Here is a 22,974-nt window from a genome sequence, read left to right on the forward strand (position 1 = left end):
TGGTTTCCCGAGAAAAGTCAGTCTGTGATGCTGTCAGTTTCGGCTAACAGTTTGATAGCCAGGGCGCCGACCTTGCGTACCGCTTCTTCGATCTGCGGTGTTGGCTTGGCAGCGTAGTTCATGCGCAGGCAGTTGCGGTACTTGCCTGAGGCAGAAAAAATGCTGCCCACGGCAATCTGTACGCCTTGATCGTGCAGCGCACGATTCAGTTTCAAGGTATCGAAGCTTTCCGGCAGTTCGACCCACAGCATGAAGCTGCCTTGCGGGCGACTGGCGCGGGTGCCGGCCGGAAAGTAGCGTGTGACCCAGTCGATCATCACGTCGCGATTGCGCTGATATTGCGCGCGCATCCTCCGCAAATGTGGCTCGAAGTGCCCTGCCTTGAGAAACTCGGCAATCGCAATCTGCGGTTGTGGCGCGGTGGAGCCGGTGCTGATGTATTTCATGTGCAGCACCCGTTCCAGATACCGGCCGGGCGCTACCCAGCCGATGCGCAACCCGGGGGCCAGGGTCTTGGAAAATGAACTGCACAGCAGCACGCGACCGTCCTCGTCGAAGGACTTGATGGTGCGCGGGCGAGGGTAGGTGTAGGCCAGTTCGCCATACACATCGTCCTCGATGATCGCCACGTCAAAACGCTGTGCGAGTGTCAACAACGCGCGTTTGCGCGACTCGGGCATGATGTAGCCCAGCGGGTTGTTGCAGTTTGGAGTCAACTGTATGACTTTGATTGGCCACTGTTCCAGTGCCAGTTCCAGCGCATCGAGGCTGATGCCGGTGATCGGGTCCGTGGGAATTTCCAGGGCTTTCATGCCCAACCCCTTGAGGGTCTGCATGGCGCCGTGAAAGCTTGGCGAGTCCACGGCCACAATGTCCCCCGGCTCGCAGATCGCCCGAATGCTGGTGGACAGCGCTTCGTGGCACCCGGTCGTGACCACCAGATCGCTGGCGCTCAACTGGCACCCGGAATCGAGCATCAGGCGTGCGATCTGTTCGCGCAGTTCGAGAGTGCCGTGGATATTGTCGTAATACAGACCGGGCATGTCCTGCCGACGGCTGATACGTGCGAGATTTCGCAGCAGCGGTTTCAGGGTCGGTGTGGTGATGTCCGGCATGCCGCGACCCAGTTGCACCACATCCTTGCGCGGCACTGCGCGAATCAGTTCCAGCACCTGATCCCACTGCGAAATATCCACCGGCCGCTGGGCCGGACGTCCAATGGCCGGCAGCTCCGGCAGGTCGCGACCCACCGGCACGAAGTAGCCCGACTTGGGTTTCGGCGTCGCCAGCCCACTGTCTTCCAGCACGCGATAGGCCTGCTGCACCGTGCTCAAGCTGACCCCGTGTTCGACACTCAACGCCCGCACCGAAGGCAGCCGGTCACCGGGGCGATAGAAGCCCTGTTCAATACGTGTGCCGAGCAATTCGGCGAGGTTGACGTAAAGGGTCATGGTGCAGTCTCGGTGTGGGTGATTCGGGAAACCAATACAGATCGGGGCAAAAATCAGGATTCAGACACAAATATGCAAAATCTGTATGGGATTAATACTTGCTCGTTGAATCTGTAATGCTTTTCGTCGTCCGCGCATCATGAAAGCTCTGGCTACCCAAGTAAACAGGAGCAATCAAAATGAACGGCTTGAGCGATGTGCGGCTGACGTTACACAGTCAGGAACTGGTGAAAGGGCAGGAAAACGGTACGCGTGAGGCGCTGATGCGCAACGCACCGTCCGGCCTGGGTCGCTGGGGTCTGTTCTGGCATCGTCTGCACACGCGCAAGGCGCTGCTGGCGCTGACGCCGGAGCAGCTCAGGGATGTGGGGCTGACGCGGGAAAAGGCGCGGGAGGAGGGGCTCAAGCCTTTCTGGAGGGTCTGAAGTCCTGTGATGTTCTTTAAATCCATTCGCGAGCAGGCTCCCTCCCACATTAGATCTCTAGTGAACACGGAATATGTGAGCACCAACGATCAACGGTGGGAGCGAGCCTGCTCGCGAAGGCGTCCGAAAGAGCAACATCAATCTGTCAAACCAACTCTTTAAGCCGATGCCACAACATCCCCAGCGCCAACAACGGCGAGCGCAAATGCTTCCCGCCCGGGAACGTGATATGCGGCACCTTCGCAAAAAGATCAAACCCACCACTGTGTTGTCCGCTGATCGCTTCAGCCAACAACTTGCCCGCCAGATGCGTGGCGTTCACCCCGTGACCGGAATAGGCCTGGGCGTAATACACATTCGGTTGGCCCTTGAGCCGGCCGATCTGCGGCAGGCGGTTGGCGCCAATGCCGATCATGCCGCCCCATTGATAGTCGATCTTCACCGTGGCCAATTGCGGGAAGACCTCCAGCATCTTCGGTCGCATGTACGCGGCGATGTCCTTCGGGTCGCGGCCCGAATAGTGGCAAGCCCCCCCAAACAGTAAGCGCCGGTCCGCCGAGAGTCGGTAGTAATCCAGTGCCACGCGCTGATCGCAGACCGCCATGTTCTGCGGCAGCAGTGAATGCGCCAGCTCCTCATTCAACGGCTCGGTGGCGATGATGTAGCTGCCAGCCGGCAACACTTTGCCGCTGAGTTCGGGATTGAGGTGGTTGAGGTAGGCGTTGCAGCCCAGCACCAGCGTCTTCGCGCGGACCGAACCCCGGGCCGTGTGGACCTTGACCTCGGGACCGTAATCGATGCGGGTGACCGCCGATTGTTCAAACAGTACCGCGCCCATTTCCTCGGCCGCCGCGGCTTCGCCCAGCGCCAGGTTCAGCGGATGCAGATGCCCCGAGCCCATGTCGATCAAACCGCCGACGTAGCGCTCGGAACCCACCACCGAGTGCATTTCATTGGCCTGCAGCAGTCGCGTTTCGTAGCGATAACCGAGGCTGCGCAGCGCTTCGGCTTCTTCGGCAAAGCCTTCGAGGTCGCGGGGTTTGTTGGCCAGGTCGCAGTAACCCCAGGTCAGGTCGCAGGGGATTTGAAAACGCGCGACGCGCTGGCGGACGATTTCCACCGCCTCCAGGCCCATGAGTTTCATCTGATGCACGCCGTCGGTGCCGATGACGTTGGCGAATTGATCAAGGCCATGACCGACGCCGCGTATCAATTGCCCGCCGTTGCGCCCGCTGGCGCCCCAGCCGATTTTGCGGGCTTCGAGCAAGATCACGCTCAAGCCACGTTCAGCCAGTTCCAGCGCGGTGTTCAGCCCGGAAAACCCGCCGCCGACCACGCACACATCCGCCATCAGATCCCCTCTGAGCGCCGGATAATCGGGCTGCGGAAGGCTGCTGGCAGCGTAATAAGAAGCGATGTGCTGGTGACCTTGAGCGGATGGCTGAGCACCGGCATTCATGAGCGTGTTCCCGATTCTGGCGTCTGGAAAAGTGGACGGAGCATAAGCCGGACCTTTGGAGGTGGGCAACATTGGTCGGCTGCTGCTGTATGGATCGCTGTCTTTGCTGCAGAATCGCGCTCTATTCCGCTTTTGGTCACCGCTTCAATGAGCTGCAACAGTCAAAAAATCCGTACGCTTCGACAGCAGATTCCCACGTTCGAGTGCGTGCCCGGCTGCCACGACTGCTGTGGTCCGGTGACCACCTCGCCGGAAGAAATGTCCCGCCTGCCGCGCAAGACCCGCGCCGAGCAGGACGCGGCGATGGATGAGCTCAATTGCGTGCACCTGGGGCCGAACGGCTGCACGGTGTATGACGAACGACCGCTGATTTGCCGGTTGTTTGGCACCACCAAGACGCTGCCATGCCCGAATGGGCGCGGGCCGGTGGAGTTGATTCATCCGCGGGTGGAGAAGCAGATTCATGAGTACATGGCGTCTACCCGCCAAGTGTTGGTCTAGATGGTCCGAGTCGCCTGCATTCGCGAGCAAGTCGAAGGGGCCAGATCAGGCACCACAAACCCTCAATCCGGAATTGGCAAACTCAAGCTCTCCTTGACCTCTTCCATCACGATATAGCTCTTGGACTCACGCACATGCGGCAGCTTGAGCAGGATGTCCCCCAGCAACTTGCGGTACGAGGCCATCTCGGAAATTCGCGCCTTCACCAGATAGTCGAAATCCCCTGAGACCAAGTGGCATTCCAGCACATGGGGCAATTTCAGCACCGCGCGTCGGAACTCTTCGAAAGTATCGCCGGATTTGTAGTCCAGGCTGATCTCGACGAACACCAGCAGACTACCCTTCAAGTGCTGCGGATTGAGCCGGGCGTTGTAGCCCATGATGATCCCTTCCCGCTCCAGGCGCCGCACCCGCTCAGTGCACGGCGTGGTGGAGAGCCCGACCTTTTCCCCCAGCTCGGTGAACGAGATGCGCCCATCCGCTTGCAGGATCCGCAGGATGTTGCGGTCGATCTTGTCCAGCTCTCGTTTGGTCTGAGTGTTGGTACGCATAGGGGATGCACCTCCGTGAAAAGGGTTTTTGCCGAGAATTGTCGCCAAATATAGCTGCTTATATAGTGAAAAACACTGGCAAATCTTTTTTACACTGCGCACATCACTGCTTGAATACAACACACGTCAGCGGTCAGCCGCGATGAGGGATATGAAAATGCGCGTTATGGTCTTGGGTAGCGGCGTCATCGGTACCGCCAGTGCTTACTATCTGGCCCGTGCCGGGTTTGAAGTGGTGGTGGTGGACCGTCAGCCGGCCGCTGCGATGGAGACCAGTTTCGCCAACGCAGGCCAAGTCTCGCCGGGGTATGCCTCGCCGTGGGCCGCGCCGGGCGTTCCGCTCAAAGCCATCAAGTGGTTGCTGCAGCGCCACGCACCGCTGGCGATCAAGGCCACTGCCGACATCGACCAATACCTGTGGATGGCGCAGATGCTGCGCAACTGCACCGCCAGCCGTTACGCGGTGAACAAGGAGCGCATGGTCCGCCTGTCCGAGTACAGCCGCGACTGCCTCGACGAATTGCGCGCCGAAACCGGCATTGCCTACGAAGGCCGCAGCCTCGGCACGACCCAACTGTTCCGCACCCAGGCCCAACTCGATGGCGCCGCGAAAGACATCGCCGTGCTGAAAGAGTCCGGTGTGCCGTTCGAACTGCTTGACCGCGCCGGCATTGCCCGCGTTGAGCCAGCGCTGGCCAGCGTCACCGACATCCTTGCCGGCGCCCTGCGCCTGCCGAACGACCAGACGGGCGACTGCCAGATTTTCACCACCCGCCTGGCCGAAATGGCGGTGAAGCTGGGTGTGGAATTCCGCTTCGGCCAGGACATTCAGAAACTCGACTACGCCGGTGATCGGATCAACGGCGTGTGGATCGACGGCAAGCTGGAAACCGCGGACCGCTATGTATTGGCGCTCGGCAGCTACTCGCCGCAATTGCTCAAGCCGCTGGGGATCAAGGCGCCGGTGTACCCGCTCAAGGGTTACTCGTTGACCGTGCCGATCACCAACCCGGCGATGGCCCCGACCTCGACCATTCTCGACGAAACCTACAAGGTCGCGATCACCCGTTTCGACAACCGCATCCGCGTCGGCGGCATGGCGGAGATCGCCGGTTTTGACCTGTCTCTGAACCCGCGCCGGCGCGAAACCCTGGAGATGATCGTCAACGACCTTTATCCTCAGGGCGGCGATCTGGCTCAGGCAAGTTTCTGGACCGGTCTGCGTCCGACTACTCCCGACGGCACGCCGATCGTTGGCGCGACACCGTTCAAGAACCTGTTCCTGAACACCGGACACGGCACGCTCGGCTGGACCATGGCGTGTGGCTCCGGTCGCTTGCTGGCCGACCTGATGGCCAAGAAAACGCCGCAGATCAGCGCCGAAGGCCTTGATATTTCCCGTTATGGCAGCAAACCCCAGGAGTCCGCAAAGCATGGCAATCCAGCGCCAGCTCACCAATGAGCGCATGAGTCAGATCGTCAGCCACAACGGCACCGTGTATCTGGCGGGGCAAGTCGGCGATGACTTCAACGCCGGGATTGAACAGCAGACCCGCGATGTCCTCGGCAATATCGAGCGTTTGCTGGATCTAGCCGGGACTGACAAGCAGCATCTGCTGTCGGCGACGATCTACCTGAACGACATCGAGGTGCACTTTGCCGGGATGAACTCGGTGTGGGACCAGTGGCTGCCCAAAGGCGCCGCACCGGCCCGTGCCACCATCGAAGCTAAGATGGCCAAGCCGAGCATCCTGGTTGAAATCTCCATCGTCGCGGCGTTGCCGTAACCGATTCAAATATCCCTCTGCCGGTGCTGTTGGCGGTTTACGCCGTCAGCCAGCGTCGGTTTTTTTATTCCCATGACCGCCTAGAAGTCTGCCGCCATGCGCCCAGCCCGTGCCCTGATCGACCTTCAAGCCCTGCGCCACAACTTCCGAATCGCCCGTGAAATCACCGGGGCCAAGGCCCTTGCAGTGATCAAGGCGGATGCTTACGGTCACGGCGCGGTGCGTTGCGCCCAGGCGCTGGAAGCCGAGGCCGACGGTTTTGCCGTGGCTTGCATCGAAGAAGCGTTGGAGCTGCGCGCGGCGGGTATTCGGGCGCCGGTGTTGCTGCTGGAAGGGTTCTTCGAAGCCGATGAGTTGGCGCTGATCGTCGAGCATGATTTCTGGTGCGTGGTGCATTCGCTGTGGCAACTCGAAGCGATCGAGAAAGCCACACTGAGCAAGCCGATCACGGCCTGGCTCAAGCTCGATTCGGGCATGCACCGCGTCGGCCTGCACCCAAAGGATTATCAGGACGCCTATCAACGGCTGCTGGCCAGCGGCAAGGTCACGAAAGTGGTGCTGATGAGTCACTTCGCCCGGGCCGATGAGTTGCACGAACAGGCCAGTGCCGAGCAGGTCGCGGTATTTGAAGCGGCGCGTAAAGGCTTGTCGGCGGAAGTCAGCTTGCGCAACTCACCCGCCGTGTTGGGCTGGCCGCAAATCCCGAGTGATTGGGTTCGCCCCGGCATCATGCTGTATGGCGCAACGCCGTTCGAAGAAGCCAACACCGTGGCCGCTCGCCTGCAACCGGTGATGACCCTGGAATCCAAAGTGATTTGCGTGCGCGAGCTGCCGGCCGGCGAGCCGATCGGTTACGGTGCCAAGTTCATTACACCCAAGCCAATGCGCGTTGGCGTGGTCGCCATGGGGTATGCCGACGGTTACCCGCGACATGCACCGACCGGCACGCCGGTCATGGTTGCCGGGCAACGCAGCCAGTTGATCGGCCGCGTGTCGATGGACATGCTCTGCATCGACCTGACCGATATCCCGCAGGCCGGGCTGGGTTCGACTGTCGAGTTGTGGGGGAAAAACATCCTCGCCAGCGATGTGGCAGCGGCGGCGGACACGATTCCTTATCAGATCTTCTGCAACCTGCGTCGGGTGCCACTGCTCTATTCCGAGGGCTGACGTCTCGCGGGACACACCGAAAGTCGCCTTGCCCCACGGGAATCAGGTCCAAGTGTTGTAAATACTGAACGCTGTCGCCATGATAACGCTCAATATTCCAACAACCTGAATCCCTGGAGGCGCAAGCATTGGACGTCGGTGAACGACTGCAATCCATCCGTAAGCTCAAAGGCCTTTCGCAGCGGGAGCTCGCCAAGCGCGCGGGTGTCACCAACAGCACGATTTCGATGATCGAGAAGAACAGCGTCAGCCCCTCGATCAGTTCGCTGCGCAAGGTGCTGGGCGGGATTCCCATGTCCATGGTCGAGTTCTTTTCTGAAGAAATCCTGCAGGAAAAACCGACGCAGATCGTCTACAAAGCCAACGAGCTGATCGATATTTCCGATGGCGCCGTGACCATGAAACTGGTCGGTCGGGCACACCCGAGCCGGGCTATCGCCTTTCTCAATGAAATCTACCCGCCAGGCGCCGACACCGGTGACGAGATGCTCACCCATGAGGGCGAGGAAACCGGCATTTTGGTGGAAGGTCGACTGGAGCTGGTGGTCGGTCTGGAAACTTTTGTGCTCGAAGCCGGCGATAGCTACTACTTTGAAAGTACCAAGCCGCACCGTTTCCGAAATCCGTTTGATGCGCCGGCGCGACTAATCAGCGCAGCGACACCGGCGAATTTCTGAGTAAAGAAGGCGCCCTGCCAATCCGGCCGAGGCTCCCGAGCGGTTTTTCCGCTGCGGCATAAGACCCCTTCGACTTTGGGGTTGTTTCAGTGTGGCGGGCTTACCGCTATACTTGCGCCCGCCTGCGAACCGTGGCCGTAGGCGTGACTAGCCACCATTGAGGGTGAACGCGTGAATCTAATTATGAAAATGCTGGCTGCACCAGCAACCGTATTGGCCCTTTGGGCTGTCAGCGCTCAAGCTGCGACGAACGACGATATTGCCAAACGCCTTGAACCGGTCGGTCAGGTCTGTGTACAGGGCAAAGAATGCAAGGGGATGGAGGTTGCTGCCTCTGCTGGCGGTGGCGGCGGTGCCAAGACCCCGGACGAAGTGATTGCCAAACATTGCAACGCTTGCCACGGTACTGGTCTGTTGGGTGCACCGAAAATCGGTGACGCTGCAGCCTGGAAAGAACGTGCCGATCACCAGGGTGGCCTCGACGGTATCCTGGCCAAGGCCATTACCGGTATCAACTCGATGCCGCCTAAAGGCACTTGCGCTGATTGCTCCGATGCCGAGCTCAAAGGTGCCATCCAGAAGATGTCCGGCCTGAAATAAGCCGACATCTTCAGTCAAAAAACCGCTTTCGAGCGGTTTTTTTGTGCCTGCGATTTACGCCTGAGGCTATCCATTGCAGCAAAGACCCGGCAAGCTCGGTCCAACCCCGATTAACGGAATGCAAGGGAGGATCAGATGGTGCAGCTCTGTTCTATCGAGCAAGCGGTCGATGACGTACTGGCGCGGTTGCCGGTGCATATCCACATGGGCCTGCCATTAGGTCTGGGCAAACCCAACCACTTCGTCAACGCGCTGTTCCAGCGGATTACGCAACTGCCCGAACGGCAGCTGACGATCTACACCGCCCTGTGTCTGGGCCGTCCTGCACTGGGCGACGGTTTGCAGAGGCGCTTTCTCGAACCTTTCATCGAACGCGTATTTGGCGACTATCCGGAGCTGGCTTTCCTCGGCGAACTGCAACGCGACAACCTGCCGCCGAACATCCACATCCAGCAGTTCTTCATGCAACCGGGCAGCCTGCTGCATAGCGCGTCGGCCCAGCAGGATTACGTCAGCAGCAACTACAGTCACGCGGCGCGGGACATCAACGCTGCCGGTTTGAACCTGGTCGCGCAGATGGTTGCGAGCCACTCCGAGCATCCGGATCGTTTGAGCCTGAGCTGCAACCCGGACATCACCCTCGACCTGTTCCCGATGATCGCCAAACGAAGGGCGGCCGGGGAGACGATTCTGCTGGTGGGTCAGGTGCATAACGATTTGCCCTACATGCCTGGCGACGCCGAAATCGGCATCGATACCTTTGATTTGCTGATCGACGAAAAGGACAACAGCACGTTGTTCTCGACGCCGAACATGCCGGTCGGTTTCCAGGATCACTTCATCGGCCTGCACGCCAGCACGTTGGTGCGCGACGGTGGCACCTTGCAGATCGGCATCGGTTCCATGGGTGATGCGCTGACGGCGGCGTTGCTGGCGCGTCAGGCCGACAATGCGGGTTACAAGGCCTTGCTGGCAGACGTGAATCTCAGTCAGTGGGCGCAGTTGATCGACCACGAAGGCGGCCTCGAACCGTTCGCCAAAGGTCTGTACGGTTGCAGCGAAATGTTCGTCAACGGTTTGATGGTGCTGGCCGATGCGGGGATCGTGCGGCGCAAGGTTTATCCCGATGTGCAAACTCAGCAACAGGCGAATGCCGGCACCCTCGACGAAGCCGCGCAAACCGACGGCATCTCGGTGCACGGCGGTTTCTTCCTCGGGCCGCGCAGCTTCTACGAGCGCCTGCGCGAGCTGCCGCAAAGCAAACGTCTTGAATTCAACATGACGCGCATCAGCTACATCAACGAGTTGTACGGGCAGGAAGAGCTCAAGCGTTTGCAGCGTCTGGATGCGCGGTTCATCAACACCGTGTTCACCATGACCCTGCTCGGTGCCGGCGTGGCCGATCAACTCGAAGACGGGCGGGTGCTGAGCGGCGTGGGCGGGCAATACAACTTCGTTGCCCAAGGCCATGCACTGGAAGGCGCACGTTCGGTGTTGCTACTGCGCAGCTGGCGTGAGGCGGGAGGGGACGTCAGCTCGAACATCGTTTGGCAGTACGGGCACTGCACGATCCCACGGCACCTGCGAGATGTTGTGGTCACCGAATACGGCATCGCCGACTTGCGCGGCAAGACTGATGCGGCGGTCATCGAGGCATTGCTGAACATCAGCGATTCGCGGTTCCAGTCGGGGCTGATCCAGCAGGCCCAGAGCGTGGGCAAGCTGCCGAAGGATTTCCGCCTCGACCCACGCTTCGCCGACAACAGCCCGGAGCGTTTACAGGCGATTCAGGCGCGGCATCCGAATCTGTTTCCGGAATATCCGCTGGGCTGTGATTTCACCGAGGTGGAACGCGACGTGTTGCGGGCGCTGAACTGGCTGAAGAGCAAGTTCAAACTGACGGAGATTCTGGAGCTGGGCAAGGCTGCGCTGGATGCGCCCGAGGCATCAATGTTTCCCGAGCATCTGGAGCGGATGCAACTGACCAACCCTGACGGGTTGAAAGAGGATTTGTTCCAGCGCTTGCTGCTAGCCGGCCTCAAGGCCACCACACAATAACAGCCACCCCCAACCCTGTAGGAGCCGAGCTTGCTCGCGATGAGGCCATAACATTCAACATTAATGTCGACTGTCCGGCCGCCATCGCGAGCAAGCTCAGCTCCTACAGGGGTGGTGGTGTAGTTGGCTTATTCGATGAAGGTCACGACGCCGCCGGCCAGCGATTGCACGCGAGCCAACGATTCCACGCGATAACCCTGTGCATCCAGTTCGGCACGACCACCCTGGAACGACTTCTCGATCACGATACCCAGGCCCGCCACGGTAGCGCCGGCCTGTTTGATGATCGAGATCAGCGCCTGCGAGGCCTTACCGTTGGCCAGGAAGTCATCGATGATCAGCACGCGGTCGCTGCTGGTCAGGTGGCGCGGGGAGATTGCCACGGTGCTTTCGGTCTTCTTGGTGAACGAGTAAACGGTCGCCGACAGCAGGTTTTCAGTCAGGGTCAGGGACTGTTGCTTGCGGGCGAAGATCACCGGCACGCCAAGGTTCAGACCGGTCATGATCGCCGGGGCGATGCCCGAGGCTTCGATGGTGACGATCTTGGTGATGCCCGAGTCCTTGAACAGCGCGGCGAACTCGTCGCCGATCAGCTTCATCAGGGCCGGGTCGATCTGGTGGTTCAGAAAGGCGTCGACCTTCAAGACCTGATCGGAAAGCACGATGCCTTGTTCGCGAATTTTCTGGTGCAGTGCTTCCATGAAGCGTTCCTCTACTGGCGCCATGTGCGCCTAGCTTGTCAAAAAGTGTTCGGTTAAAAATGCTTTGATTAAAAAGTGCTCAATTCTAGCGCTTTAACATCGCGCGTATGTCCGCCAATGCGGTATTTCCGCGAACGGCTTTGACTTCAACCGGCGTGTCGTCGTTACCTTCCCACGCCAGATCGTCCGGCGGCAGCTCATCGAGGAAGCGGCTCGGCGCGCAATCGATGATTTCGCCGTACTGCTTGCGTTTGGCGGCGAAGGTAAAAGCCAGGGTCTGGCGCGCGCGGGTAATCCCGACGTAGGCCAGGCGGCGTTCTTCTTCGATGGTGTCGGCTTCGATGCTGGAACGGTGCGGGAGGATTTCCTCTTCCATGCCCATGATGAACACGTAAGGGAACTCCAGGCCTTTGGAGGCGTGCAGCGTCATCATCTGTACGCCTTCGGCGCCGTCTTCCTCTTCCTGCTGACGCTCCAGCATGTCGCGCAGCACGAGTTTGCCGATGGCGTCCTCGACGGTCATCTCGCCTTCTTCGTCTTTCTCCAAGGTGTTTTTCAACGCCTCGATCAGGAACCAGACGTTGCCCATGCGGTAATCGGCGGCCTTGTCACTGGAGCTGTTGGTGCGCAGCCAGTTCTCGTAGTCGATGTCCATGACCATGCTGCGCAGCGCCGAGATCGGGTCTTCGCCAGAGCATTGCTCGCGGACCTTGTCCATGAAGCGCTTGAAGCGTGAGAGGCGATCGGTGAAGCGCGTGTCCAGATGCTCGCCCAGGCCGATTTCGTCGGTGGCGGCGTACATCGAGATTTTGCGTTCGGTGGCATAGTTGCCGAGCTTTTCCAGGGTGGTCGAACCGATTTCCCGGCGCGGAACGTTGATCACCCGCAGGAAGGCATTGTCGTCGTCCGGGTTCACGATCAGGCGGAAGTAGGCCATCAGGTCTTTCACTTCCTGACGTCCGAAAAAGCTGTTGCCGCCGGACAGGCGATACGGAATCTGGTGGTGTTGCAGCTTCAGCTCGATCAGCTTGGCCTGGTAGTTACCGCGATACAGGATCGCGAAATCGCTGTACGGCCGGTCCGTGCGCAGGTGCAGGGTCAGCAGTTCCACGGCCACGCGCTCGGCTTCGGCGTCTTCGTTGCGGCAGCGGATCACGCGGATCTCGTCGCCGTGGCCCATCTCGCTCCACAGCTGCTTTTCGAATTCGTGCGGGTTGTTCGAGATCAGCACGTTGGCGCAACGCAGGATGCGGCTGGTGGAGCGGTAGTTCTGCTCCAGCATGACCACTTTCAAGGATGGGTAATCATCCTTGAGCAGCATCAGGTTTTCCGGACGCGCACCGCGCCAGGCGTAGATCGACTGGTCATCGTCGCCGACCACGGTGAACTGGTTGCGCGTGCCGATCAGTAATTTCACCAACAAATACTGGCTGGCGTTGGTGTCCTGGTATTCGTCGACCAGCAAGTAGCGGACTTTGTTCTGCCACTTTTCGAGGATGTCGGCGTGTTCCTGGAACAACTTGACCGGCAGCAGGATCAGGTCGTCGAAGTCCACCGCGTTGAACGCCTTGAGCGTGCGCTGGTAGTGGGTGTAGACGATGGCAGCGGTCTGTTCCTTGGGGTTGCGCGCATTTTCCAGGGCTTCGGCAGGCAGGATCAGGTCGTTTTTCCATGAGCCGATCATGTTCTTGATCTCGTCGACGCCGTCGTCGCCCGCGTATTCCTTCTGCATGATGTCAGTCATCAAGGCTTTGACGTCGGTTTCGTCAAAGATCGAAAAGCCCGGTTTGTAGCCCAGCCGCACGTGTTCCTTGCGGATGATGTTCAGCCCCAGGTTGTGGAAGGTGCACACGGTCAGGCCACGGCCTTCGCCGCCCTTGAGCAGCGTGCCGACCCGTTCCTTCATCTCGCGCGCGGCCTTGTTGGTAAAGGTCATGGCGACGATGTATTGGGCGCGGATGCCGCAATTCTGGATCAGGTGCGCGATCTTGCGCGTGATCACACTGGTCTTGCCGGAGCCTGCGCCGGCGAGCACCAAAAGAGGGCCGCCGACGTAGCTCACGGCTTCTTGCTGCCGGGGATTGAGTCGGGACATACGGAATTCAGGGAGTCATTGATGAAATGGGCCGGCATTTTAACAGGCTCAGCGAATTGTGCTGCTCTGTCCGACTTGTGACGTAACACGCTTTCTCCAATTGCCGGTTTTGTTACTTTCAAGCAGGATGCGCGGTGAATCTGCGGCTAATGTTCTTATTCCTGACACAAAGTCACGTTTGACAACTGATGTCATTTGGTCATTGGTTAGCGGCGCGGCATAATGCCTGCCGCCTACATCTTTGCAGAGTCTAGGGAGCTAGCTTGTCTACGCCTGTCGAACCCTTGCGTTTGCTGCTACTGGCCGAAGAGCCAGCGTGGGCAGCGTTGTTGCGCGAGTGTCTGGCTCCGATGGGGAGCTCGGCCGTGCTCATCAGCGCGCCGAGCTGGGAGTCGGTCAGCAGTCTGTTCGATGACAACCGCAACGCGGTGTTGTTGACTGTTCCTGCACTTCAGCCGCTACCAGGCCGTTGCAGCTTGCCGACGGTGCTATTGCTCGAGCACGAGCCACTGATGCCGCCCGATGGTGTGAGTGACTGGCTGGTGAGCGACCTGCTTGATGCCGGGATGCTGCGCCGTTGCCTGCGGCATGTGCGCGAGCGCGGCCTGCTGGAAAACACCCTGCAACGCCTGGCTGAGCAAGATCCACTGACCGGCATCGCCAACCGTCAGGGTTTCCAGACCTTGCTGGCAGCGCGTCTGGCGGAGAATGACGGCCGCGGCCTGGCCCTCGGTCACCTTGATCTCGACAACTTCCGTCACGCCAACGATGCCCTTGGCCACCAGGCCGGCGACCGCTTGATCCTGCAAGTGGTGGCGCGGCTGAAAAGCCAGCTTGAGGCTGGCGATCAACTGGCGCGCCTGGGCAGCGATGAATTCGCCTTGCTGATCGACACCCGCCGTGCGCCGCAACGCGCCGAATGGATGGCCGAGCGCATCACCGAAGCGTTGGCCGAACCTTACTGGGTCGACGGCGAAAGCCTGTTGATCGGTTCCAGCCTGGGCATCGCCCACGCCCGGGCCCAGGCCGGCGCTGACCCGCTGATGTGGCACGCGCACATCGCCATGCAGCAAGCCAAGAGCACGCAAGGCTGCACCTTTCACATCTTCAACGAACGCATCAACCGCAACGCCCGCAGCATGGCCGACCTTGAAAGCGAGCTACGCCGGGCTTTGCGCCGTGACGAGCTGGAGCTGCATTACCAGCCCCGCCTGAACATGGCTGACGGCCAGATCGTCGGCCTCGAAGCGTTGGTGCGCTGGCGGCATGCCGAGCGCGGCCTGCTGCCTCCGAGTGAATTCGTGCCGCTGGCCGAGCAAAGCGGTTTGATCGTGCCGCTCGGCTACTGGGTGATTTCCCGGGCGCTGCGGGACATGCAGGCCTTGCGCGAACAGGGTTTGCCGGCGCTGCACATGGCGATCAACCTGTCATTCCGGCAGTTTCAGGACAGCCAATTGCTTTCTACGCTGAGCCGGTTGATTGCCGAGCGCGGCGTCGAAGCGCAGTGGCTGGAGTTCGAGCTGACCGAAACTGCCGTGATGCGCCGCAGTGATCTGGTCAAGCAAACCATGGACGCCCTCGGACGCCTCGGCGTGCGCTTCTCGCTGGATGACTTCGGCACCGGGTTCTCGTCCTTCGTGCACCTCAACAGCCTGCCGATCGCCTTGCTCAAGGTCGACAAGAGCTTTGTTGGCGGCATGGAAGAGCGTGAAGAAAACCGCAAACTGGTCCACGCGATGATCAACCTGGCGCACAACCTCAATCTGGAGGTTGTCGCGGAAGGGGTGGAGACAGCGGAACAGCTGGATCTGTTGCGCGGGTTTGGCTGCGATCAGGTGCAGGGGTATCTGATCAGCAAGCCGCTGCCGTTGGCGGGTCTGATTGAGTACCTGACCTACGGCAGCGATCAGCAGCCAATACTGGAAGTCGTGAGCTAACCCAAATCCCCTGTAGGAGTGAGCCTGCAGGGGGATTTCATTCGGCCTGAGCGATCTTGAAGCCTTGAGATTGAGGCTCCTGCCGAATCATCCGTTTCATCTTCCATTCAAACGCCAACGTCAAACTCACCGCCGCGCAAGCAAGCCCCAGCGCCAGCCCCCACCAGACGCCCGTCGGCCCCCAGTGAATATGAAAAGCCATCCACCACGCGGCGGGTGCGCCAATCAGCCAGTAACAGCCCAAACCGACCAGGAACGTGGTCTTGGCGTCCTTGAGCCCGCGTATGCAGCCCATGGCAATGGTTTGCGTGCCGTCGAACAACTCGAACCACGCCGCCACCGCCAGCAGGCTCACAGCCAGTTCAATCACAGGGCGGAACGCCGGGTCGTTGTGGTCCAGAAACAGGCCGACCAGTTGATTCGGCAGGAGCCAGAAGACCATCGCGAAGCCCAGCATCGACGCTGCACCGAAGGTAATACCGACCCGCCCGGCCAACCGTGCGTCCAGTAACTGCCCGGCGCCATAGTGCTGACCGATGCGCATGGTGATCGCATAGGAAAGCCCCGCCGGAATCATGAACGCCACCGACACGATCTGCAGGGCGATCTGGTGTGCCGCCAGTTGCGTGCTGCCCATGGTGCCCATGCACAACGCGGCGAACGCAAACAGCCCGACTTCCACCGCGTACGTGCCGCCAATCGGCAAGCCGAGTCGCCACAGTTCTTTTAAGTACCGACGGTTCGGCCGCGACAGGCCCTGGCGCAACGGGTACGCGTCATACGCCGGATGCTGGCGGATGTGCAGCGCCAGCGCCAAGGCCATCAGGTTAGCGACAATCGCCGTCACCAGACCGATACCCATCAAGCCCAGTTTCGGCAGGCCGAACATCCCGGTGATCAACGCATAGTTGAGCAGGAAGTTCGCCACGGTGCCGCCGAGGCTGATGACCATCACCGGCGTCGCCCGGCCGATGGCGCTGGTGAAACCGCGCAACGCCATGAAACTCAGGTAACCGGGCAGGGCGAATGGCAGGATCAGCAGAAACTGCCCTGCGGCGTGGACGTTGGTTTCAGTCTGGCCGAACAGCAGCAGCACCGGTTTGAGGTTCCACAGCAGCAGTCCGGCCACCAAGGCCATCAGCCACGCCAGCCACAATCCGGCCTGGGTCAGTCGCGCCGCGCCGACGATGTCGCCCGCGCCCTGACGAATCGCCACCAGGGTGCCGACGGCCGCGATCACGCCGATACAGAAAATCGACACGAACGAGTAAGTCGCCGCGCCCAGACCGCCGCCAGCCAATGCTTCGGGACTCAGTCGCGCCATCATCAAGGTGTCGGTGAGGATCATCAGCATGTGCGCCAGCTGCGAGGCAATCAACGGCCCCGCCAGCCGCAGGATGGCCCAGAGTTCAATACGCGCTGGATGCTTCATGGTCATCACGCTCAATTATCAAAGAGGACGGGGAAACGTCGATTCTCGGCGCTTCACGGAGTTTGCACAAAGGGATAAAAAGGATGGGTAGCATGAGTCAGACTCATGCTGAAGGGTTTCTGCTACGGTAGCCTGATTGCGTTATAGGAGCTTTCCCCATGTCTCGTCGTCTTCCTCCCTTGTATGCGTTGCGCGCATTTGAAGCGGCGGCGCGACACAGTTCGTTCACCCGCGCGGCGCAAGAACTGTCGATCACCCAAAGCGCGGTGAGTCGCCACATTCGTACACTCGAAGAGCATTTCGCCTGTCGGCTGTTTCACCGCAGCGGGCGCAACTTGCAACTGACCGAATCGGCGCGATTGATCCTGCCGGGCATTCGTGACGGTTTCACCGCCCTGGAACGCGCCTGCAATACGTTGCGCGCCGAAGACGACATCCTGCGCATGAAAGCCCCCTCGACCTTGACCATGCGCTGGCTGTTGGCGCGGCTCAGCCGTTTCCGGCACCTGCAACCGGGTAATGAAGTGCAACTGACCAGCGCCTGGATGGACATCGACTCGGTGGACTTCAATCAGGAACCGTTCGATTGCGCCGTGATTCTCAGCAGCGGGCATTTCCCGCCGGACTGGGAGGCGACGCTGCTGTTCCCCGAGGAGCTGATCCCCGTCGGCGCGCCGAATCTGCTGAACGATCAGCCGTGGGACGTTGCGCGCCTGGCCAGCACCGAACTGCTGCACCCGACCCCGGATCGGCGTGACTGGCGCAGCTGGCTGGACCGCATGGGGCTGACCGATCAGATCTCGCTCAAGGGTGGCCAGGTCTTCGACACCCTGGAGCTGGGCATGATCGCCGCCGCTCGGGGCTACGGCGTGTCCATGGGGGATTTGCTGATGGTGGCGGAGGATGTCGCGCAGGGCCGTCTGAGTCTGCCGTGGCCGACGGCGGTCGCCAGCGGAGAGAATTACTACCTGGTCTGGCCGAAAACCCGCCCCGGAGGTGAACGTTTGCGCCGGCTCAGCGATTTTCTGCTGGGTGAAGTCAGGGCCATGGATTTGCCGGTCGTCCAGCGTTTGAGCTGAATCGTTAGAGCCCACGCAGTAGAGGCCTTGCGCCATATCCCGGCTAATTACTCAAGTATTCAGTTTTGCCGCCGAAAATCTGCAGGTGGAACCTTCGTGCAGGTTCGATGCTTTTCCCCATTATTTGGAAAATTTTGCTGAGTACGCATCTCGATCAAGCAGGATCAGGTCGCTCGGCCAGGAGCTGTCATGTCTCAACCCCGTGCCCGGATCGCCTCACAGCTTGGTCTTGCGCTTGCCGTGATTCTGGCGATTGTCATCACTGGCAGTACCGTGTTCGCCCTGCGTTCGCTGGACACTGCCAACCTCGCCACCCGCGAAGAGCACCTGGCCAGCGAGGCCCGGCTGCTGGCCGATCAGTTGAGTACCTTTCACGGCACCCTGCGTGAAAGCACCCAGCGTCTGGCCGGTCTGTTCGAGAAGCGCTTCAGCGCCGGTCTGAGCGTGCACCCGGATGAGCCGGTGGCCGTGGCAGGCACTCAGACGCCGGGCTTGCACCTGGGCAGCGAAGTGTTGAACAACAACTTCAAGGAAGTGGACGAGTTCAAACAAATGACTGCCGGCGTCGCGACGTTGTTTGTGCGCAGCGGCGAAGACTTTATCCGGGTCAGCACCTCCCTGACCAAACAGGACGGCAACCGCGCCATCGGCACGCTGCTCGATCACGCTCACCCGGCGTATGCGCGCTTGATGGCGGGGCAGAGCTATGTCGGTCGCGCCTTGCTGTTTGATCGCTCCTACATGACGCAATACACCCCCGTGCGCGACAGCAGCGGCAAGGTGATTGCCGTGCTGTTCGTCGGGTTCGATTACACCGACGCGCAAAACGCGCAGTTCGAGAATCTCAAGCGCTTCCGTATCGGCCAGACCGGCTCCTTGGCGTTGCTCGATGAGCAAAGCAAATGGCTGGTGCCGATTTCGGGTGTGCAAGCACTGGATCAAGCCGTCCCGGCCATCGTCGGACTGGCGAAGACACCGGGCAAAGGCCAGTTCTGGAGCGACAAATCCGAGGATTTCTACAGCGTGTCCGTGCCGTTCGATGGCGGCCCATGGTCGGTCGTCGCGAGCATGCCAAAAGCTGAAATCAACGCGGTGACCTGGAGTGTCGGCATTCAATTGGCCATCGGCAGTCTGCTGGCGATGTTGATTGCGGTCGGTTCGGCCGTCTGGTTGCTGCGCAGCAAACTCGCGCCGCTGGGTGATCTGGTGCGTCAGGCCGAAGCCTTGGGCGCCGGTGATTTAAGCGTGCGCCTGAACGTGGCGAGCAACGATGAGATCGGGCAACTGGCCCGTGCGTTCAACCAGATGAGCCAGGCCCTGTCGACCATGGTCGAGCACATCCGCAAGGCCTCGGCCGAGGTCAACAGCCGTGCCCAGGCCTTGTCCGGGCTTTCCGGTGGCGCCTATGAAGGGATGGAGCAGCAGTCCGGCGAGATCACCAGCATGGCCGGCGCCGTGGAAGAATTTAGCGCCACGTCCCTGAACATTGCCGACAACATGGGCAGCACTCAGCGCCTGGCCCAGGAAAACGCCCAGCAAACCCAGATCGGTCGTACCTCGATGGACGAAGCGTCTGCATCGCTTGAACAAATCGCCGGTGCGCTGAACAGCACCGCGACGGTGATCAATACCTTGGGCCAGCGCTCCCAGGAAATCGGCGGCATCGTCGGCGTGATTACTGCGATTGCCGAGCAGACCAACCTGCTGGCGCTCAACGCCGCCATCGAAGCGGCCCGTGCCGGTGAGCAGGGCCGTGGTTTTGCGGTGGTGGCCGATGAGGTGCGCAACCTGGCATCGCGTACCCGTCAGGCCACTGACGAGATCTCCGGGATGATCAGCAGCATCCAGCAAGAAACCGGTAATGCCATCAGCACCATGGAACAAGGCAATGTGTTGATGCAGGAAGGCCTGTCGCGTAACGCCAATGTGGCGTCAGCGTTGGCGCGGATCGACGAGCAGAGCCGTTCGGCCGGTCAGCAATTTGCGGCGATTACCACCGCGACTCAAGAACAAAGCAGTACTGCCACGCTGCTGAGCAGCAACCTGCAGAGTATTGCGTTGGCGAACAGTGAGCAGCGGGAAGTGGTGTCGAACCTGGCGGTGACGGCCAAGGAGCTGGAAAGCCTGGCGGCGGACTTGCGCCAAGAGGTTGACCGGTTTCGTTGAGGCGCCGTTGAAATAGCCTTCGCGAGCAAGCCACGCTCCCACAGGGTTATGTGTCGTTTTGCTCTCTTGTGAGCGACACAAAACCTGAGGGAGCGTGGCTTGCCCGCGATGGGCCCACCTCAGTATTCAAGCCAGGTGACTAGTCGCACTTGGCATTGCTCGACACTTCCTTGGTCGCCTGTTTCAACTGGCTTCCCAGCTCAGCCGCATTGGTGCTGCTGTAAACCCGGCCACCGGTATTTTCAGCGATGCAGCGTGACGGGCCACCGGCGCCGATTTTCACCACGTTGACCCGCAGGCGCGGTTGCTCCCTGGCGATTCGACGGGACACCGCGCAAGCGTCCTTCTGGCAACCGTCTTCACCGTCGACAAACATCACGATCACCGCATCGTTATTGCGCCCGTCGACCGTGCTTGCCGCGTAGGCCAGGCTGTCGGCCAGCGGTGTGCCGTCGTTGGGCACCAGGCCGCGAATCCCGTTGATCAACCGCTGACGGTCGCCGAACCTGAACACGCCCTGGTCCGGTGTTCTTTCGCAACCGGCGAAGGTGATCAGGCGCGTGTCGATTTTCGGATCGAGCCCGTTGATCATGCCGGCCAGCGAGTCCTTGGCGACGTCCATGCGGCTGGGTTTAGCGAAGATCGCCCGGGTGCGGTTCACGTCCAGGTACTTGTTCATCTCATTGCCGAAGAACCAGTCCTCGTCGGATTTCACCGACCTGATGTTCAAGTCCATTGAGCCCGAGGTGTCGAGTACCACCACAAATTGCGGGGGCACGGCATCCGGCGCTTTTTTGCGGCACGCGTAGTTGTCCAGCGTCGGGGCTGGAGGCGGTGGAGGCGGTGGCGGTGGTGGTGGCGGCGCGACCGGTTTTGGTGGTGGGACCGGCTTGGGCGGCGGCACTGGCTTCGGTTCGGGCACCGGTTCTGGTTCCGGAACAGGTTCCGGTTCCACGACAGGCTCGGGAACCGGCTCAACCGGTTTCTCGACGGGCGTCACCACGGGCGCAACCGGCGCAACCGGTGGCACCACGACCACCGGTTCACGGTGCAGGAACCACCAGAGCCACAGCGCCAGCAGCAGCAACAGCAATGCCAGCAAGGCCGCCGCGATCCACCAGCCACGCCGCGACGGTGGTACGACGGGAACCACCGGAACCACCGGCGGCACGATCGGCTTGGGCGGACGCTGGTGCCAGCGCACCACCAGCGGCTCACCGTTGAGGCTGTACAGTTTGTCCAGCTCCGGCGTGCCGAGCAGGCTGCGCAGGTCTTCGGCTTCTGTCGGTTGACCGCGTCTTTGCAGTTCGTCCGCCAGTTGCCCGAGGGACGTCTGCCGTACTTCATAGGTTTGCAGCAAACGTCGTTGCGCGTCCTCGTTGAGGTCGGCGTAGGGCGTGGGTTGGCCACCCAGTTCGGTCCACCATTCCAGCACGTCGCCGCTGCCCATGCGCGGGATGGCAAACAGGCTGGCGACGGTCGGTGGAAAGTGTTTCTGGATGAGGGCGACTTTGGCTTGCAGTGCACTCATCCCCTCCGGTGTGGCTTGCGCATCCCTGATGACCCGCTGCATGACGACGATTCCTGAAAAAAGTGCAGGCCTCCATCGGGAGGCCTGCGGGGTGAAAAGTTACTCTTCGTAGCCGAGGCTGAATTGCAGCTGATTGACCTTCTTCTGCAACGCCTTCAGCTCTGCCTGCTTGGCCGCCAGGGTCGCAGGCGTTGATTTGGTCACTGGCGCCGCTTGCGAGGCCTTGAGCTGCTGCTCGAGGCCGGCGATCTGTTTCTGCACCGAGCTTTCATTGGCATGCCGGGTCTTGAGCGAGGACAGCAGTTGCCCCAGCGATTGATTCAGCGCCGCCTGGGCTTTCTGCTGGCTGGCCAGGTCGGTCTTGGTGCTCAGCTGCTGGGCCTGAATGTTCTCGTACACCTGACGGAACATCGCGTTTTGTTGACGGGACTCGCTCAGGGCCAGTTCCTTCTGCTTGACCTGATCACTGTAACCACCGGAGTAGTCGCAGTTCATCTTGGTCAGCATGCTGCTGTCGCGATTGGTCGCATCGCATTCGCCCGGCTTGGTCGCGCAACCGCTCAAGACCAGGACGGCGGTGAGGACCGCCAGTTGTCGTAACGTCATGTGCTTAGCCCAGGGTGATAGCGGAGCGTTGGCTGTACAGACCGTCGACTTCCTTCTGCAGGGCGGCGACTTTCTGGTTCAGTTTCATGATGTTCATGTCCACCTGCTTGATCTCGGCACCGCTGGCACCTTGAGCACGCTCGGCGTCTGCCACTTTGGTGTACTCGGTGACTTTGGTGCGCATGTTGCCGAGGTCTTTGCGCAGGCGCGCGATGTTCGAATCAATCTCCGCGATTTGCACCTGGGCCTTGGCCTTGTCGACTTTCTTGTTGGCAATGTCCTTTTTGATCTGGGCGATTTGCGCCTGGTCGTCATTGATCACTTGCTGAGCGGTCGCGGTACGGGCGATCACGTTCTGGGTGTCTTGTTCCACGTCGCTGTTCATTTTAGCCAGGCGGGTGGTGGTGTCGGCGTATTCGCTGCGCCGCTGATCCAGATAGTAGTTCGCGCCCATGGCCACGCCACACGCGGTAATACCGGCGGCGACGGCGCACACCGCTTTGTTGTTGCTGTTGGACAGCGCGCAAGCGAGGATGCCGACACCGGCGCCCATGGCGCAGGCCTGATAGCCCGACTTGCTGAAGAACTCTGCGTCCTGGCCCTGGGTCAGGCGCGGGTCGGCCCCGTCGCTGTCGCCGAGCATGGAGCTACCGGTGTTGGCGCAACCGGTCAGCAGCAGGCTGCCCGCCAGTACGAAAGCGATCTGTAGCTTGAAGCGAGTCCAAAGGCTGCGCGACATGGTGAAACT

20 protein-coding genes are annotated in these 22,974 nt (G+C 60.6%); 11 read left to right on the plus strand and 9 right to left on the minus strand.

Annotated elements, in window-relative coordinates:
• Window positions 1-17 precede the first annotated feature (17 nt).
• A complete protein-coding gene (locus NL116_RS01105) occupies window positions 18-1,451 on the minus strand; it encodes an aminotransferase-like domain-containing protein (RefSeq protein ID WP_494375662.1) in 1,434 nt (477 codons plus the stop codon).
• Between the two features lie 179 nt (window positions 1,452-1,630).
• On the opposite strand from NL116_RS01105, the gene NL116_RS01110 reads away from it, so the two are divergent.
• The gene (locus NL116_RS01110) at window positions 1,631-1,876 is read left to right on the plus strand and encodes a DUF1127 domain-containing protein (RefSeq protein WP_494375663.1); all 246 of its coding nucleotides are present in this window, start codon (window positions 1,631-1,633) and stop codon (window positions 1,874-1,876) included.
• A gap of 145 nt (window positions 1,877-2,021) precedes the next feature.
• On the opposite strand, the gene NL116_RS01115 is transcribed toward NL116_RS01110, so the two are convergent.
• Entirely contained in the window at window positions 2,022-3,335 is a 1,314-nt protein-coding gene (locus tag NL116_RS01115) for an NAD(P)/FAD-dependent oxidoreductase (protein WP_494375664.1), read from the minus strand.
• Between the two features lie 147 nt (window positions 3,336-3,482).
• Between NL116_RS01115 and NL116_RS01120 the strand changes: the two genes are divergently transcribed.
• Window positions 3,483-3,836, plus strand: a complete 354-nt coding sequence (locus NL116_RS01120; protein ID WP_494375665.1) for a YkgJ family cysteine cluster protein — start codon at window positions 3,483-3,485, stop codon at window positions 3,834-3,836.
• A 62-nt stretch (window positions 3,837-3,898) separates the two neighbouring features.
• Here NL116_RS01120 and NL116_RS01125 read toward each other — a convergent pair whose 3' ends face one another.
• Entirely contained in the window at window positions 3,899-4,387 is a 489-nt protein-coding gene (locus tag NL116_RS01125; protein ID WP_003177284.1) for an Lrp/AsnC ligand binding domain-containing protein, read from the minus strand.
• 157 nt (window positions 4,388-4,544) lie between these two features.
• Here NL116_RS01125 and dadA point away from each other — a divergent pair, with 157 nt between their 5' ends.
• From dadA to NL116_RS01155, 6 genes are all read left to right on the plus strand, one after another.
• Complete coding sequence (dadA, locus tag NL116_RS01130; protein WP_046031107.1) at window positions 4,545-5,849, plus strand: D-amino acid dehydrogenase; 1,305 nt, start codon at window positions 4,545-4,547, stop codon at window positions 5,847-5,849.
• Window positions 5,821-6,174 (plus strand): RidA family protein, encoded by a 354-nt coding sequence (locus tag NL116_RS01135; protein ID WP_494375666.1) that lies wholly within the window; start codon window positions 5,821-5,823, stop codon window positions 6,172-6,174. Before dadA ends, NL116_RS01135 begins: the two co-directional genes overlap by 29 nt.
• Before the next feature lie 96 nt (window positions 6,175-6,270).
• Window positions 6,271-7,344, plus strand: a complete 1,074-nt coding sequence (gene alr / locus NL116_RS01140) for an alanine racemase (protein WP_494375667.1) — start codon at window positions 6,271-6,273, stop codon at window positions 7,342-7,344.
• A 128-nt stretch (window positions 7,345-7,472) separates the two neighbouring features.
• Window positions 7,473-8,021, plus strand: a complete 549-nt coding sequence (locus tag NL116_RS01145; RefSeq protein WP_007947433.1) for a cupin domain-containing protein — start codon at window positions 7,473-7,475, stop codon at window positions 8,019-8,021.
• A gap of 183 nt (window positions 8,022-8,204) precedes the next feature.
• A complete protein-coding gene (locus NL116_RS01150) occupies window positions 8,205-8,621 on the plus strand; it encodes a c-type cytochrome (protein ID WP_027926368.1) in 417 nt (138 codons plus the stop codon).
• A 135-nt stretch (window positions 8,622-8,756) separates the two neighbouring features.
• Complete coding sequence (locus NL116_RS01155; RefSeq protein WP_494375668.1) at window positions 8,757-10,679, plus strand: acetyl-CoA hydrolase/transferase C-terminal domain-containing protein; 1,923 nt, start codon at window positions 8,757-8,759, stop codon at window positions 10,677-10,679.
• 128 nt (window positions 10,680-10,807) lie between these two features.
• Here NL116_RS01155 and NL116_RS01160 read toward each other — a convergent pair whose 3' ends face one another.
• Together NL116_RS01160 and rep are read right to left on the minus strand one after the other, a co-directional pair.
• Window positions 10,808-11,380 (minus strand): xanthine phosphoribosyltransferase, encoded by a 573-nt coding sequence (locus NL116_RS01160; RefSeq protein WP_027926370.1) that lies wholly within the window; start codon window positions 11,378-11,380, stop codon window positions 10,808-10,810.
• 85 nt (window positions 11,381-11,465) lie between these two features.
• Window positions 11,466-13,475, minus strand: coding sequence for a DNA helicase Rep (rep, locus tag NL116_RS01165; RefSeq protein ID WP_027926371.1), 2,010 nt, complete (start codon window positions 13,473-13,475; stop codon window positions 11,466-11,468).
• 263 nt (window positions 13,476-13,738) lie between these two features.
• On the opposite strand from rep, the gene NL116_RS01170 reads away from it, so the two are divergent.
• Window positions 13,739-15,412, plus strand: coding sequence for a putative bifunctional diguanylate cyclase/phosphodiesterase (locus tag NL116_RS01170; RefSeq protein WP_494375669.1), 1,674 nt, complete (start codon window positions 13,739-13,741; stop codon window positions 15,410-15,412).
• 37 nt (window positions 15,413-15,449) lie between these two features.
• On the opposite strand, the gene NL116_RS01175 is transcribed toward NL116_RS01170, so the two are convergent.
• A complete protein-coding gene (locus NL116_RS01175; protein ID WP_494375670.1) occupies window positions 15,450-16,844 on the minus strand; it encodes a NorM family multidrug efflux MATE transporter in 1,395 nt (464 codons plus the stop codon).
• A gap of 158 nt (window positions 16,845-17,002) precedes the next feature.
• On the opposite strand from NL116_RS01175, the gene NL116_RS01180 reads away from it, so the two are divergent.
• Both NL116_RS01180 and NL116_RS01185 read left to right on the plus strand, forming a co-directional pair.
• Window positions 17,003-17,923, plus strand: coding sequence for a LysR substrate-binding domain-containing protein (locus NL116_RS01180; RefSeq protein ID WP_494375671.1), 921 nt, complete (start codon window positions 17,003-17,005; stop codon window positions 17,921-17,923).
• Window positions 17,924-18,112: 189 nt separating this feature from the next.
• Window positions 18,113-20,089 carry a methyl-accepting chemotaxis protein gene (locus NL116_RS01185; protein WP_494375672.1) on the plus strand — a complete coding sequence of 659 codons (1,977 nt, stop codon included), beginning with the start codon at window positions 18,113-18,115 and terminating at the stop codon, window positions 20,087-20,089.
• 139 nt (window positions 20,090-20,228) lie between these two features.
• Here NL116_RS01185 and NL116_RS01190 read toward each other — a convergent pair whose 3' ends face one another.
• Genes NL116_RS01190 through NL116_RS01200 form a run of 3 tightly spaced genes read right to left on the minus strand, consistent with a single transcriptional unit; the run spans window position 20,229 to window position 22,965 of the window.
• Complete coding sequence (locus NL116_RS01190; protein WP_494375673.1) at window positions 20,229-21,662, minus strand: vWA domain-containing protein; 1,434 nt, start codon at window positions 21,660-21,662, stop codon at window positions 20,229-20,231.
• A 57-nt stretch (window positions 21,663-21,719) separates the two neighbouring features.
• Window positions 21,720-22,226, minus strand: coding sequence for a hypothetical protein (locus NL116_RS01195; protein ID WP_494375674.1), 507 nt, complete (start codon window positions 22,224-22,226; stop codon window positions 21,720-21,722).
• Between the two features lie 4 nt (window positions 22,227-22,230).
• Window positions 22,231-22,965 (minus strand): hypothetical protein, encoded by a 735-nt coding sequence (locus NL116_RS01200; RefSeq protein WP_310262424.1) that lies wholly within the window; start codon window positions 22,963-22,965, stop codon window positions 22,231-22,233.
• Window positions 22,966-22,974 lie beyond the last annotated feature (9 nt).

It is taken from the genome of Pseudomonas sp. FBCC-B1667, from assembly GCF_059133255.1.

Coding starts and splice junctions, on each gene's coding strand:
- NL116_RS01105 (WP_494375662.1), bottom strand. CDS start 1,451: ATGACCCTTTACGTCAACCTCGCCGAATTGCTCGGCACACGTATTGAA.
- NL116_RS01110 (WP_494375663.1), top strand. CDS start 1,631: ATGAACGGCTTGAGCGATGTGCGGCTGACGTTACACAGTCAGGAACTG.
- NL116_RS01115 (WP_494375664.1), bottom strand. CDS start 3,335: ATGAATGCCGGTGCTCAGCCATCCGCTCAAGGTCACCAGCACATCGCT.
- NL116_RS01120 (WP_494375665.1), top strand. CDS start 3,483: ATGAGCTGCAACAGTCAAAAAATCCGTACGCTTCGACAGCAGATTCCC.
- NL116_RS01125 (WP_003177284.1), bottom strand. CDS start 4,387: ATGCGTACCAACACTCAGACCAAACGAGAGCTGGACAAGATCGACCGC.
- dadA (WP_046031107.1), top strand. CDS start 4,545: ATGCGCGTTATGGTCTTGGGTAGCGGCGTCATCGGTACCGCCAGTGCT.
- NL116_RS01135 (WP_494375666.1), top strand. CDS start 5,821: ATGGCAATCCAGCGCCAGCTCACCAATGAGCGCATGAGTCAGATCGTC.
- alr (WP_494375667.1), top strand. CDS start 6,271: ATGCGCCCAGCCCGTGCCCTGATCGACCTTCAAGCCCTGCGCCACAAC.
- NL116_RS01150 (WP_027926368.1), top strand. CDS start 8,205: ATGAAAATGCTGGCTGCACCAGCAACCGTATTGGCCCTTTGGGCTGTC.
- NL116_RS01155 (WP_494375668.1), top strand. CDS start 8,757: ATGGTGCAGCTCTGTTCTATCGAGCAAGCGGTCGATGACGTACTGGCG.
- NL116_RS01160 (WP_027926370.1), bottom strand. CDS start 11,380: ATGGAAGCACTGCACCAGAAAATTCGCGAACAAGGCATCGTGCTTTCC.
- rep (WP_027926371.1), bottom strand. CDS start 13,475: ATGTCCCGACTCAATCCCCGGCAGCAAGAAGCCGTGAGCTACGTCGGC.
- NL116_RS01175 (WP_494375670.1), bottom strand. CDS start 16,844: ATGAAGCATCCAGCGCGTATTGAACTCTGGGCCATCCTGCGGCTGGCG.
- NL116_RS01180 (WP_494375671.1), top strand. CDS start 17,003: ATGTCTCGTCGTCTTCCTCCCTTGTATGCGTTGCGCGCATTTGAAGCG.
- NL116_RS01185 (WP_494375672.1), top strand. CDS start 18,113: ATGTCTCAACCCCGTGCCCGGATCGCCTCACAGCTTGGTCTTGCGCTT.
- NL116_RS01190 (WP_494375673.1), bottom strand. CDS start 21,662: ATGCAGCGGGTCATCAGGGATGCGCAAGCCACACCGGAGGGGATGAGT.
- NL116_RS01195 (WP_494375674.1), bottom strand. CDS start 22,226: ATGACGTTACGACAACTGGCGGTCCTCACCGCCGTCCTGGTCTTGAGC.
- NL116_RS01200 (WP_310262424.1), bottom strand. CDS start 22,965: ATGTCGCGCAGCCTTTGGACTCGCTTCAAGCTACAGATCGCTTTCGTA.